Origin of the sequence: Streptomyces sp. cg36, from assembly GCF_041080675.1 — a bacterium.
Lineage (GTDB): Bacteria > Actinomycetota > Actinomycetes > Streptomycetales > Streptomycetaceae > Streptomyces.
The window spans coordinates 5785605-5797469 of the sequence record NZ_CP163520.1; the positions used below are offsets into that span (position 1 = coordinate 5785605).

At 73.7% G+C, this 11865-nt stretch carries 12 protein-coding genes; 7 read left to right on the top strand and 5 right to left on the bottom strand.

Going from position 1 to position 11865, the window contains the following annotated elements; all coding sequences use genetic code 11:
- The 4 genes from AB5J87_RS25605 (at position 1) to AB5J87_RS25620 (ending at position 3041) form a co-directional block, all read left to right on the top strand.
- The gene (locus AB5J87_RS25605; RefSeq protein WP_369379627.1) at positions 1 to 366 is read left to right on the top strand and encodes an Rv2175c family DNA-binding protein; all 366 of its coding nucleotides are present in this window, start codon (positions 1 to 3) and stop codon (positions 364 to 366) included.
- Positions 367 to 440: 74 nt separating this feature from the next.
- Positions 441 to 1097: a thiamine phosphate synthase gene (gene thiE / locus AB5J87_RS25610; protein ID WP_369379629.1), complete on the top strand. Its 657-nt coding sequence runs from the start codon at positions 441 to 443 to the stop codon at positions 1095 to 1097.
- 96 nt (positions 1098 to 1193) lie between these two features.
- On the top strand, positions 1194 to 2111 hold the full coding sequence (metF, locus tag AB5J87_RS25615; protein ID WP_369379631.1) for a methylenetetrahydrofolate reductase [NAD(P)H]: 918 nt from the start codon (positions 1194 to 1196) through the stop codon (positions 2109 to 2111).
- Positions 2112 to 2180: 69 nt separating this feature from the next.
- Positions 2181 to 3041 (top strand): hypothetical protein, encoded by an 861-nt coding sequence (locus AB5J87_RS25620; RefSeq protein WP_369379633.1) that lies wholly within the window; start codon positions 2181 to 2183, stop codon positions 3039 to 3041.
- 58 nt (positions 3042 to 3099) lie between these two features.
- On the opposite strand, the gene AB5J87_RS25625 is transcribed toward AB5J87_RS25620, so the two are convergent.
- The 5 genes from AB5J87_RS25625 to AB5J87_RS25645 form a co-directional block, all read right to left on the bottom strand.
- On the bottom strand, positions 3100 to 4632 hold the full coding sequence (locus tag AB5J87_RS25625; RefSeq protein WP_369379634.1) for a phytoene desaturase family protein: 1533 nt from the start codon (positions 4630 to 4632) through the stop codon (positions 3100 to 3102).
- A 53-nt stretch (positions 4633 to 4685) separates the two neighbouring features.
- Complete coding sequence (locus AB5J87_RS25630) at positions 4686 to 5303, bottom strand: DUF4126 domain-containing protein (RefSeq protein ID WP_369379636.1); 618 nt, start codon at positions 5301 to 5303, stop codon at positions 4686 to 4688.
- 466 nt (positions 5304 to 5769) lie between these two features.
- Entirely contained in the window at positions 5770 to 6375 is a 606-nt protein-coding gene (locus tag AB5J87_RS25635; RefSeq protein ID WP_369379637.1) for a TetR/AcrR family transcriptional regulator, read from the bottom strand.
- A 29-nt stretch (positions 6376 to 6404) separates the two neighbouring features.
- Positions 6405 to 8489: a YhgE/Pip family protein gene (locus tag AB5J87_RS25640; protein ID WP_369379639.1), complete on the bottom strand. Its 2085-nt coding sequence runs from the start codon at positions 8487 to 8489 to the stop codon at positions 6405 to 6407.
- Positions 8461 to 9273, bottom strand: a complete 813-nt coding sequence (locus AB5J87_RS25645; protein WP_369379641.1) for an ATP-binding cassette domain-containing protein — start codon at positions 9271 to 9273, stop codon at positions 8461 to 8463. Before AB5J87_RS25645 ends, AB5J87_RS25640 begins: the two co-directional genes overlap by 29 nt.
- A 155-nt stretch (positions 9274 to 9428) precedes the next feature.
- Between AB5J87_RS25645 and AB5J87_RS25650 the strand changes: the two genes are divergently transcribed.
- The 3 genes from AB5J87_RS25650 (at position 9429) to AB5J87_RS25660 (ending at position 11759) form a co-directional block, all read left to right on the top strand.
- Positions 9429 to 9956, top strand: coding sequence for an SAV_6107 family HEPN domain-containing protein (locus AB5J87_RS25650; RefSeq protein WP_369379642.1), 528 nt, complete (start codon positions 9429 to 9431; stop codon positions 9954 to 9956).
- A 181-nt stretch (positions 9957 to 10137) separates the two neighbouring features.
- Complete coding sequence (locus AB5J87_RS25655; protein WP_369379643.1) at positions 10138 to 10896, top strand: class I SAM-dependent methyltransferase; 759 nt, start codon at positions 10138 to 10140, stop codon at positions 10894 to 10896.
- A 470-nt stretch (positions 10897 to 11366) separates the two neighbouring features.
- Positions 11367 to 11759: a DUF3040 domain-containing protein gene (locus tag AB5J87_RS25660; RefSeq protein WP_369379644.1), complete on the top strand. Its 393-nt coding sequence runs from the start codon at positions 11367 to 11369 to the stop codon at positions 11757 to 11759.
- Positions 11760 to 11865: the final 106 nt, after the last annotated feature.

The following is an 11865-nucleotide window of genomic DNA, read 5'->3' on the forward strand; positions in this document are numbered from 1 at the left end:
GTGACCGAGATTGACGCAAAAACCGATGCTCTCGTCCCCGCCTGGCTCCACCTCCCCGACATCGCCGAAATGCTCGATGTCGAGGTGACGCGCGTGCGGCAGCTGGTGAAGGAGGGCCAGCTGATCGCCGTGCGCCGCGGTGAGAACCGGACGCTGCAGGTGCCCGCCGCCTTCATCGACGGCGACAAGGTGGTGAAGGGCCTCACCGGCACCCTCACCCTGCTGCGGGACGACGGCTACTCCGACCAGGAAATGCTGGAGTGGCTCTTCACCCCCGACCCGACCCTGCCCGGCACCCCCGCGCAGGCACTGAGCGAGAATCGCGGCACGGAGGTGAAGCGCCGCGCTCAGGCGCTCGCCGTCTGACCTGATCGCCGACAGTGGGGCACGGACCGGACCGGCCGGTCCGTGCCCGCACCGGACCCAACGGGGGACCCGCCATGCCCACGGCCAGAGAGCAGCTCGCCGACGCCCGGCTCTACCTGTGCACCGACGCGCGCAGGCGCCAGGGCGACCTGCCCGCCTTCCTGGACGCGGTGCTGTCCTCCGGCGTGGACATCGTCCAGCTGCGGGACAAGGGCATGGAGGCCGCCGAGGAGCTGGCGCACCTGGCCGTCCTCGCCGACGCCTGCCGCCGCCACGGAAAGCTGCTCGCGGTCAACGACCGGGCGGACGTGGCCCACGCCGCCGGCGCCGACGTGCTGCACCTGGGCCAGGGCGACCTGCCGGTCCCGGCCGCCCGCGCGATCCTCGGCGACGAGGTCCTGATCGGCCGTTCCACGCACTCGGAGGCGGAGGCCGAGGCCGCCGCCGCCGAGCCGGGCGTGGACTACTTCTGCACCGGCCCCTGCTGGCCGACCCCCACCAAGCCGGGCCGCCACGCCCCGGGCCTGGACCTGGTGCGCCACACGGCCGCCCTCGCCACCCCCCGCCCCTGGTTCGCCATCGGCGGCATCGACGCGGCCAACCTGGACCAGGTCCTGGACGCGGGAGCGGACCGGATCGTGGTCGTGCGCGCGATCACCGAGGCCGACGACCCGGCGGCGGCGACGGCGAACCTGGCGAAGCGCGTGCGTGAACGCGCGATGGCCCGCTAGCGGGCCGCTGTCCGAGGGGTGGACAAGAGTCCGGCAATCAAGACAAATTGTTCCACCCGTCTTGGGGGACCGGCACGGCGTGGCTAACCTGCCACTATGGCCCTTGGCACTGCTTCCACCAGGACACATCGCGCGCGCACCGTGCGCGAGATGCTGGAGACCGGTGAGACGACGTACTCGTTCGAGTTCTGGGCGCCCAAGACCGAGAAGGGCGAGCGGAACCTCTGGAACGCGCTGCGCCGGGTGGAGGCCGTCGCTCCGAGTTTCGTCTCCGTCACCTACGGCGCGGGCGGCTCCACCCGCTCGGGCACGGTCAAGGCGACCGAGCAGATCGCGGCCGACTCGACCCTGACCCCGGTGGCCCACCTCACGGCGGTCGGCCACTCGGTCGCCGAGCTGCGCAACATGGTCGGGCAGTACGCCGACGCGGACATCCGCAACATCCTCGCGGTCCGCGGCGACCCGCCCGGCGACCCGATGGGTGACTGGGTCAAGCACCCCGAGGGTGTCACCTATGCGGCGGATCTGGTCCAGCTGATCAAGGAGTCCGGGGACTTCTGCGTCGGCGTCGCCGCCTTCCCCGAGATGCATCCGCGCTCGGCCGACTGGGACGCCGACGTACGCCACTTCGTCGACAAGTGCCGGGCGGGCGCGGACTACGCGATCACCCAGATGTTCTTCCGCCCCGAGAGCTATCTGCGGCTGCGCGACCGGGTGGCCGAGGCCGGGTGCACGACCCCGATCATCCCCGAAGTCATGCCCGTCACCAGCGTGAAGCAGCTGGAACGGCTGCCCCAGCTCAGCAACGCCGTCTTCCCGCCCGAGCTGAAAGAACGGATCCTCGCCGTCAAGGACGATCCGGCCGCTGTACGCTCCATTGGCATCGAGTTCGCCACGGAGTTCTGCGCGCGGCTGCTCGCCGATGGCGTACCCGGGTTGCACTTCATTACCCTCAACAACTCCACGGCGACGCTCGAGATCTACGAGAATCTGGGTCTGCACCAGCAGCCCTGATCAGTCGCATATGGCGTACTGGCCGGCCGTCCCGCCAAGGGGGCGGCGGCCGTTGGGAGAGGGGCGTACATGGGCTGGGCGGTCCTCTACATCGCGTTCGGCGTCGTCGCGCTCTGGCTGCTCGGCGAAGTGCTCCTGCAGTACAAGGCGCGGCTGCGCTGGCGGCTGCTGGCCTTCGCGGGCTTCATGGGCGTGGTCCTCGGCGTCCTGCTGCCCTCGGTCTTCGTGATCGTCCTGGGCGCCCTCGCCTTCGCCGTCGGCCAGACGTACGTCACCCTCTCCTTCCGCCGGGGCTTCTCCACCGGCTGGTCGGTCGGCGGGCGGCCGGGCGCCAGCCGCAGGCGCCGCGCGGGCGCCAAGGCGGCCCCGGTCCAGGACCCGGTGCTCCAGGTCTCCGACATGCAGTACGAGGCGGAGGGCGCGGCCGAGCGCGACGCCGACGACGTGCTGGGCTCCGGGAGCGGGCACTCGACCGGCGCCCAGGCGTCCGGCCCGGTCCACGAGCCGCTGCCACTGCCCGACGAGACCGGCCAGTACGGCATGTACACCGAGAGCGCCCACACCGGCGTCCAGCAGCCCTACGGCGAGTACGACGCCGGCGGCCAGCAGTACGCCGACCCGTACGCGGGCCAGTACGGCTACGGCGCGGACACCGGGCAGCAGCAGTACGCCGCCTACTCCGACCCGTACATCGGCAGCGGCACCACCCAGGCGTACGGCTACGACACCTACACCGCGCCCCAGCAGCCCTACGGCGACGCCTACGCCCAGCAGTACGGCATGGACACCCCGCCCGGGGGCGTCTGGGTGCCGCAGCAGCGCGACGGCGAGCAGCGCCCGTACGGCGGCGAGGAGCAGAACGGGCCGTACCCGCGCAACGGCGAATACGGCCCGGGCCACACCAACGAGCAGCAGCCCTACCGCTACTGAGCCCCGGTCACCGCAGCCCGGCGGCGCGAGCGCGGCGCCCGCCCCGGCCACGGGCTGCTCACTGCGAGCCGCGGAAGTCGTCGCCCTCCACGATCAGACCGCTGACCAGCGCGCCCGACATCCCGGCGTGGGCCAGCCCGCCGCCCGGGTGCGCCCAGCCGCCCGCCAGATACAGGCCCGGCAGCCGCGTGAGGTTGCCCGGGTGCAGCTGGCGCGCACCGGCCCCGGCGAGCGAGGGCGCCGGGACCGAGCCGCCCAGGGCGCCGGTCTCGGCCTCCGTGTCGGCCGGGGTGCGCACCACCCGCCACAGGATCCGCTCGCGCAGCCCCGGCAGCGCCGCACCGGCGGCCTCCACCAGCGCGTCCGCGTACCCCTCGCGGACCTCGGGGTCGGTCCAGTCGACCGGGCCCTGGGGGGCCACCGTCGCCGTCAGGGTGACCGCCTCGTGGCCGTCGTCCGGACGGGTCGCCGGGTCGTCGGGGCGCAGCACCGTGACCGTGGGCCGTATCGAGGGGCGGCGGGTGGTGAAGACGTCGGCGGCTTCCCGCGCCGGGTCGGGGGAGTGGACCACCGTGCGGTGCACCGCGTCCGCCGGGCGCCCGCCGCGCAGGGCGAGCAGCACCGTGAAGCGGCCCGGCGCCATCGCGTCGGCCGGGCGCACATCGCCCTCCTGCCACGGCTCGCGCTCGCGCAGCGGGCCGGATCCGGCGCGGGGCTGGGCGCCCAGGACCACCGAATCGGCCTCGGCCACCGAACCCGCGGCCGGGGAGGTGCCCGCGGCGAGCTCCACCCCCGCCGCGCGGCCGTCCTTCTCGACGACGCGCACCACCTCGGCGTCGAAGACGAACGTCACCCGGCGCGCGAGACACCGCTCGTACACCGCGCGCGCCAGCTCCCGCATGCCACCGCGCACGTACCAACTGCCGAAGGTCTGCTCCAGGTAGGGGAGCAGGGCCGCGCTCGCCGGGGCCGTGCGCGGGTCCAGGCCCTCCGCCAGCGCGTGGCTCGTCAGGAGCGCGGCGAGGCGGGGGTCGCCCAGCTCCCAGGCGCCGACCTCGGCGAGCGTGGCCGCCTGCCGGGGCGCGCGCAGCAGCCGGCGCTGTCTGGGCGCCGGGTACGGATCGCGGGCCAGCACCTGCCAGTCGGGCCACAGCGGCTCTTCCAGGAGCGGGCGGCGCGAGCGGTCCCAGGCGTCCCGCGCGCGCCCCAGGAAGTCGCCCCACTTCTCGCCCGCGCCCGCGCCGAGGGCCGCGTCGAGCGCCGAGACGACGCCCGCGCGCGAGGCGTTGGGCAGCGAGAGGGCCGTGCCGTCGGCGAAGAGGTGGCGCGCGGCGGGGTCGGTCGGGATGAGCTCGACGCGGTCCTCCAGCGGCTCCTTGCCGGTCTTGAGGAACAGGTCCCGGTAGACCGCGGGCAGGCGCAGCAGACCGGGGCCGGTGTCGAAGACGAAGCCGTCCCTCTCGTACCGCCCCAGCGCTCCGCCGTACGTCGACGCGCGCTCGTACACCGTCACCCGGTGGCCTGCCACGGCCAGCCGGGCGGCAGTCGCCATGGCGCCCATCCCGGCGCCGATCACCGCAATCCGTGCCATGGCGACGACTTTATCCGCCGCCTCCGACAACGCCGGGTCCTGGGCCTTGCGCCCTACTCCCGGGGGTGCGGCGCCCTGGCCGCGGCCAGCCGCTTCTCCTCGCGGCGCTGGGCTCGGCGGCGCCGGAAGCGGCGGATCCGGCTCCACAGGAAGACCAGTATCAGCACGCCCAGCACCAGCAGCACGGCCGCGATCACCGCCGCCGCCAGCGGATGGAAGATCGCGAAACTGATGATCCCGGCGACGCCCAGGTCCTCGGCCGTGCTCAGCGCGATGTTGCTGAACGGCTCGGGCGAGGCGTTCACCGCCATCCGCGTACCGGCCTTCACCAGATGGCTGGTCAGCGCCGTGGAGCCGCCGATCGCGCCCGCCGCCAGATCGGAGAGCGAGCCGCTCTGCCCGGCCAGCAGCGCGCCCACCACGGCGCCCGCGACCGGCCGGATCACCGTGTGCACGGAGTCCCAGACCGAGTCGACGTACGGGATCTTGTCGGCGACGGCCTCGCAGAGGAAGAGCACCCCGGCGGCGATCAGCACGTCCGGCCGCTGGAGCGCGTCGGGCACCTGGTCGCTGACGCCGGTGGCACCGAAGACGCCGAGCAGCAGGACCACGGCGTAGGCGTTGACCCCGCTGGCCCAGCCGCTGGTGAAGACGAGGGGAAGAACACTCACAGTGGCTCCGACCAGCGGAAACATCGGGTTGGCATGTGCTGATTCCAGCACATCCGGGCATGGCTCGCGCGGCTCTGGCCCTTGTCCCGGTAGGCGTCGGGGATGCAGGGGCGCGTCCAGCTTTCCAGGAACAGGAAAGGCCCCCGACCGCGAACGATCAGTCCCCGCGACGACGCGCGCAACTCCCGCCGGTCAAGACGAGAGGGCTACGGACACGGACGTGATCGTCGCCACTCCGAACTTCCCCCCGCCGGGGTTGAGCACTTCGGCCTGAGTATCCGTACTCAGAGGACGAGATGAGTAGTCGCACGGATGGGCTCCCGCCCCCGCTGCCGGGAGAGTGGAGCACACGGAGGGGGCAGACGCGTCCGGACCGCCGACACGGGGCGGCGGAACGGCGCGGCTCCCCCCTCCCAACGGGGTACGCGCGCGTGGCACATCGACGGCCACGCGCGCGTAGCGCGTCTCAGCGACCGCTGACCCGTCCGTGCAGCAGGCGCGACAGCGCCGCGTGCACATCGTCCAGCGAGCGCTCGCTCTGGAACGCCTGCCAGTCCAGCGCCGCCACCAGCACCATCCCCACCAGCGCCGCCGCGGTCAGCGGGATGTCGATCTCCTCGCTCAGCTCGCCCTCGGCGACGGCCTCGCGCAGCACCGTCTCCACCACCGCCACCGCGTCCTGGCGCACCACCATCAAGGTGGACTGCCAGGCCCGGTTGGTGCGCCACAGCTCCGCCACGTACAGCTGGGTGAAGGCCGGGTAGAGGTGGATGAACTCCAGGCCCGCCCGGATCATCGCGTCCAGCGCCTCGACCCGGGTGCCACCGCGCGCGCGGGTGGCGTCGGCGGCCTCCCGCAGCGAGGCGGTGAGCAGCCCGACGCCGTGCCGCAGCAACTCCTCGAACAGCTCGGTCTTGCTCTTGAAGTTGTAGTAGACCGTGCCCTTGGCGACGCCGGCCCGCTCCGCGATCTCGTCGACGGTGGTGGCGGAGAAGCCCTGCTCGGCGATGAGCGTCACCGCGGCCTCGTAGAGCTTCTGCCGGGTCGCCTGCCGTCTGGTGCTGCTGTCCATGCCGTCGATTCTCACAGGTCGTGTGCCCATCACAGGCTCAGTTCGGGGTGCAGCCGGTCGAGCGTCCAGACCTGCTTCCGGCGGGCGGACAGGGCCGTCAGGGCGAGCGCGCCCGCCGTGAACGCCACCAGCACCGCGCAGCCCTGCCACACCGGCCCGAGCCCGCCGCCGGTGATGAGCCGCCGCAGCCCCTCGACCACGTAACTCATCGGCAGGTACGGGTGGATCGCGTTGAAGAACGCCGGGCTCGTCTGCACCGGGTAGGTGCCGCCCGCCGAGGTCAGCTGGAGCATCAGCACCGCGAGCACCAGGATCCGCCCGGCCGCGCCGAAGCGGGCGTTGAGCCACTGCACGATCGCGGCGAAGCAGCAGGTCGTCAGGGCGAGGAAGCCGATCGTCCCGGCCGCCCGCTCCATCTGGAGCCCGAGCGCGAAGTGCAGCACCGACATCAGCGCGCCGACCTGGAGCACCCCGACCGCCGCCACCGGCAGCCAGCCCGCCAGCGCGATCCGCCACGCCGAGGCGCCCGCGGCGAGCGCCCGCCGGTTGAGCGGCTGGATCAGCATGTACGCGACCATCGCGCCGACCCAGAGGGAGAGCGGGATGAAGTACGGGGCGAATCCGGTGCCGTAGTTGGGCGCCTTGTGCAGCGCGTCGGAGGCGAGCTTGACCGGGTCGGCCATCACGCCGGTGCGCTGGTCGCGGGCGTCCTTGTCGTAGTCGGGGATCTTGCCGACGCCGTCGTGCAGACCGCCCGCCAGCTGGGCCGAGCCGTCGGAGAGCTTCAGCAGGCCGCCGTCCAGGGTGCCCGCGCCCTTCTTGAGCCTGCCCACCCCCGTGTCCAGGTCCCCGGCGCCCGTCTTGGCCGAGGTGAGGCCGGTGTGCAGGGCGCCCGCGCCCTTGGCGACGTCCTTGGCGCCCTTGTTGAGGGCGTTGACGTCACGGACGGCCCGGTCGAGGTCGGTGGCGAGCGTCGGCGCGTTCTTGGCGAGCCTGCGCGCCTGCTCCTGGAGGGTGTCCAGGTTCCGGGCGAGCGTCTTGAAGTCGCTGTTCTGGTCCTGGACGATCCGGTTGAGGTCCTCGGCGAGGGTGGCCGCGGTGGCCGCCGCCTTCTTGGCGTTCTTCAGCGCGGGGCAGGCGGGGCCGGGGGTGGGGTCGGAGGCGCAGACCGAGGCGTACGCCGTGTTCAGGTCGTCGGACGCCTTGCGGGCGGCGGTCGCGGTGACCGGCGCCGCCTTGATCACCTCCTTGAGGTGCTCGCGCACCGGCCCCACCGAGTCGTCGACGAGCCGGGCCGTGTCCCCGATCGTCCTGGCGTTCTCCTTGAGGAACGGACGGGCCTTGTCCGCCGCCGTGTTGACCTTGTCGGCGAGTTCCTGGGTGCCCCCGGCGACCTGCCGGGCGCCGACCGCGAGGTCGGCCGAGCCGCTGTTGAGCTTCTTGATGCCGCCGGCCAGCTTGCCGCTGCCGTCCTTGGCGTCCGAGAGGCCGTCCGCGAGGTCCTTGGAGCCCTTCTTGGCCTTGCCGAGGCCGCCCTTGAGGTCGGCGGCGCCCTTGGCGGCCTTCTCGGTCTGGTCGTGCAGGTCCGAGAAGGAGATAAAGATCTTGTCCAGGAAGGTGCGGGACGCCTTGGCGGACGCGGCCGAGCGCACCTCGGAGAAGACGGTGCGCGAGATCGAGCCGACGATGTAGTTGTTGGCGTCGTTGGTGCGCACCTGGAGGGCGCCGGTCTCGGGGGAGTCCCCGGAGCTCGACGCGATCCTCTTGCTGAAGTCGGCGGGCATCGTCAGGGACAGGTAGTACGTGCCGTCCTCGACGCCCTTGCGCGCCTGCTCGTCGCTGACCTCGTGCCAGTCGAACGTCTTGCTCTCCCGCAGCTTCTCGGCGATCCCGTCGCCCGCCGCGATCCGCTGGCCGCCGGCGGTGGCGCCCCTGTCCTCGTTGACCAGGGCGACCGGCACCTTGTCGAGCCGTCCGTACGGGTCCCAGAACGACCACAGGTAGAGCGCCCCGTACAGCAGCGGCAGCAGCAGGAGCGCGACCAGCGCGGCGCGCGGCAGCTTCCCCCTCCCGAACCGCCGCAGCTCAAGCGCGGCCAGTCGTGGCGAACGCATCCCCCGCCCCCTCCTCGTGCTCGTCGTCCCGCTGGTCGTCGTGCTGTTCGTCCCGCTGTTCCGGCCGGTTCCTCCGGTCGGTGCCGCCTCCCGTACTTCGTACGGTGACGTCGGCGGCGCCGGGCGCCTGGCTGCAGACCGCGATCACCGTGGTGCCCGCGTCCGCGACCGACCGCAGCAGCGCCCACGCCTCGGCGCGTTCGGCGTCGGAGAGCTTCAGGTCGGCGTCGTCGACGCCCACCAGCCGCGGCCCGCCCATCAGCGCCAGCGCCAGCGACAGCCGCAGCGCCTCCAGGCGCTCCAGGTCGCGCACCGAGGTGCGCTCGCCCTTGGGCAGCGTGGCCAGGTCCAGACCCGCGGCCTGCAGCGCGGCGTCGATCGCGGCCTTCGCCTCGGCGCGCCGCTCGGCGGGCGGGCGCAGCAGGGCGCGCACCGAGCCGTCGAAGCGCCGCCGCAGCAGCGCCCGCTCGCGCAGGTGCTCGGCGACGGTGAGGGCGGGGTCGAGCTCGCTGACCCCGGGGACCGGGCCCAGCGCGCTGAACCGGCGGACGGCGGCCATCCGGCGCGGCAGCCGCTCGCCGCCGACCCGGGCGCGGCCCTCGGTGGGCTTCATGCGGCCGGTGAGCGCGAGCAGCAGACAGGTGCGCCCGGAGCCGGAGGGGCCCTCGACGGCGACGAGCGAGCCGGGCGCCGCGTCCAGCCGCACGCCCCGGAAGACCCAGCCGCGCGGTCCCTTGAGCCCGAAGTCCTCGGCGGTGACGGCTGCCCCGTACGGGCTGTCCACGTTCCCCCCATTCTTTGAACTGACTGGTCAGTACAAAAGATAGCGCCGAACCCTCGTACGGGACAAAGGGGCAGGTCAGGGCCGATTGTCAGTGGGGGTCCGCACGATGGACACATACGGCCACAGCGCCGTCACACGACGACAGGAGGTTCGTCATGGCCAGCCATCGCGCGGCAGCCGCCCACCGGCGCCGCCCCACCGGCCCTGCCCCCTCACTGAACGGTCCGGCGAGCGACGTCCACCCGGTGCTGCGCCGGGACGGCGCGCCACCCGCCGCCCTCGATCTGCTCGCCCAGGCCCGCGGCGGTCTGGACGAGGCCGCCGTGCTCGACACCCCCAACGAGAGGTATGCGACGGCGCACCTGGCCGCGCTGCGCACCGCCGCCGCCGTCCTCGCCGCCCGGGGCCGGCCCGAGACGCATCCGCGCAGGCGGCAGCGGATCCGAAGTGCCTGGGAAGTCCTCCCCGAGATAGCGCCGGAGCTGACGGAGTGGTCCGCCCTGTTCGCCGCCGGGGCCACCCGCCGGGCCCGCGCCGAGGCGGGCATCCAGGGCGCGGCCACCGTCCGCGACGCCGACGACCTCGTCCGCGACGCCTCCATGTTCCTGCGGATCGTCGAGCGGCTCCTGGTGCTCCAGCCCCGGCTGCCCCAGCCGAGGACCCGGGAGCCGGACGCGGGGTGAGCCGGGCGCGGGCGCCGCGCGGGGCGGCGGAGGAGCCACGGGGTGCGGCCGGGCAGGGCCGTACCAGGGTTGAGGTGCGCGGATGAGCGGGGCCGGGCCCGCGAGGCAATAGGGTGGACGGGTCTTCACCGATATTTGCCCCGCCGTCGCCCGGCGGCGCCGCGCCGAGGAGTCAACTGCCGTGCCGGACCCCATGCGCCCCCGCGCCTCTCTCCGTACCGCCGTGGTCTGGGAGGTCCTCAAGGACGCCCTCGACCGCCGGGTCAAGGCGACCGGGCGCGAGGCGCTGGACGTCCTGGACACCGGCGGCGGCTCGGGCAACTTCGCGGTGCCCGTCGCCCGCCTCGGCCACCGCGTCACCGTCGTCGACCCCAGCCCCAACGCGCTGTTCGCGCTGGAGCGCCGGGCCGCCGAGGCCGGCGTGGCCGACCGCGTCCACGGCGTCCAGGGCGATGTGCTCGGCCTCTTCGACGTGGTCGAGCGCGGCGGGTACGACGCGGTGCTCTGCCACGGCGTCCTGGAGTACGTGGAGGACCCGGCCGAGGGCGTGCGCAACGCGGTCGACGCGCTGCGCGAGGAGGGCGCGCTCAGCCTGCTCGCCGCCGGGCTCGGCGGCGCCGTGCTCGCCCGCGCGCTCGCGGGGCACTTCACCGAGGCCCGCCGGGCCCTGGGCGACCCGGCCGGGCGCTGGGGCGAGGGCGACCCGGTGCCGCGCCGCTTCACCGCCGAGCAGCTCACCGAGCTGGTCGCGGCGACCGGTGCGCGGGTGGGCGCGGTGCACGGCGTGCGCGTCTTCGCCGACCTCGTCCCCGGGGTCCTGGTCGACACCGAGCCCGGCGCGCTGGACGCGCTGCTCAAGCTGGAGGCGGCGGCGGCCGAGCTCGACGCGTTCCACGCCGTGGCGACGCAGCTGCACGTCCTGGGCGAGAAGCACGCCTGACGCGGCCCGGCCCCCTCCGCCGCCGGCTGCTCCACTCGGCGCCCCGGCCCCTCCGGGGGAGTGCCCGAGGGGTGCGCGGGGAGTGCGTGCGGGGTGCGGGCGGGGGTGTGCGCGGCGGCCGGGACCGGGGCGCCGCGCGCCGGTGCCCGAGCCCGTCCGCGGCGCCCCGGCCACCCCGGCGGGGCACGCCCGGCCGCCCCCGCCCTGATCAGCGAAGGCGTCCCGGACGGAGTACGGGCATGGAGTACGCCACAGGCCGCCCGATCGGCGGCTTCGCCCCGTATGATCGGGGTACGAGCTCCGGCATGGCGGGTCGGTCGATGGGGAATCCACTCCCCACCGGGCGAGCCGCCGTGGCGGCTCGGATTGGCGAATTGGCGTAGAGGGCGGGTTTCACGGGGGCGATTCCCTGCCTATCCTGAAGGGGCCGCATCCGGTCGCCCCCCGCGACCGACGAGTAGGAGGACTCCGTGCCGCTCTCGGAGCACGAGCAGCGCATGCTCGAGCAGATGGAGCGAGCGCTGTACGCCGAAGATCCCAAGTTCGCGACAGCGCTTGAGGGAAGCGGGCTGCGTACGTATACCCGACGACGGGTCTACCAGGCGGTCGCTGGCTTCCTGGTGGGTATCGCGCTCCTCATGATTGGTATCGGGCAGGGGATCTGGATCAGCGTGGTCGGGTTCCTCATCATGCTCGGCTGTGCCGTGCTGGCCGTCACCGGCTGGCGCAAGGCGCCCCGGCGCGGTGAGCAGCCGGCGCGCGGTGGTGCGGCGGGCCGTCAGGCCGCGCGCGCACCGAAGCGTTCCATGATGGACCGCATCGAGCAGCGCTGGCAGCGGCGCCGCGACGAAGGCGGGCGCTAGGCCCGGCGGCCCGCACCTGGATGTGACTGAGGGGTGATCACCCGCGTGGTGATCACCCCTCAGTCGTACCCGGCCGCGCCGGAGGCATGTCCCGCCTGGCCACCCT

What these genes read in the sequence shown, in the direction of transcription:
- thiE (WP_369379629.1), top strand. Translation starts at nt 441, where the DNA reads ATGCCCACGGCCAGAGAGCAGCTCGCCGACGCCCGGCTCTACCTGTGC.
- metF (WP_369379631.1), top strand. Translation starts at nt 1,194, where the DNA reads ATGGCCCTTGGCACTGCTTCCACCAGGACACATCGCGCGCGCACCGTG.
- AB5J87_RS25620 (WP_369379633.1), top strand. Translation starts at nt 2,181, where the DNA reads ATGGGCTGGGCGGTCCTCTACATCGCGTTCGGCGTCGTCGCGCTCTGG.
- AB5J87_RS25625 (WP_369379634.1), bottom strand. Translation starts at nt 4,632, where the DNA reads ATGGCACGGATTGCGGTGATCGGCGCCGGGATGGGCGCCATGGCGACT.
- AB5J87_RS25635 (WP_369379637.1), bottom strand. Translation starts at nt 6,375, where the DNA reads ATGGACAGCAGCACCAGACGGCAGGCGACCCGGCAGAAGCTCTACGAG.
- AB5J87_RS25640 (WP_369379639.1), bottom strand. Translation starts at nt 8,489, where the DNA reads ATGCGTTCGCCACGACTGGCCGCGCTTGAGCTGCGGCGGTTCGGGAGG.
- AB5J87_RS25650 (WP_369379642.1), top strand. Translation starts at nt 9,429, where the DNA reads ATGGCCAGCCATCGCGCGGCAGCCGCCCACCGGCGCCGCCCCACCGGC.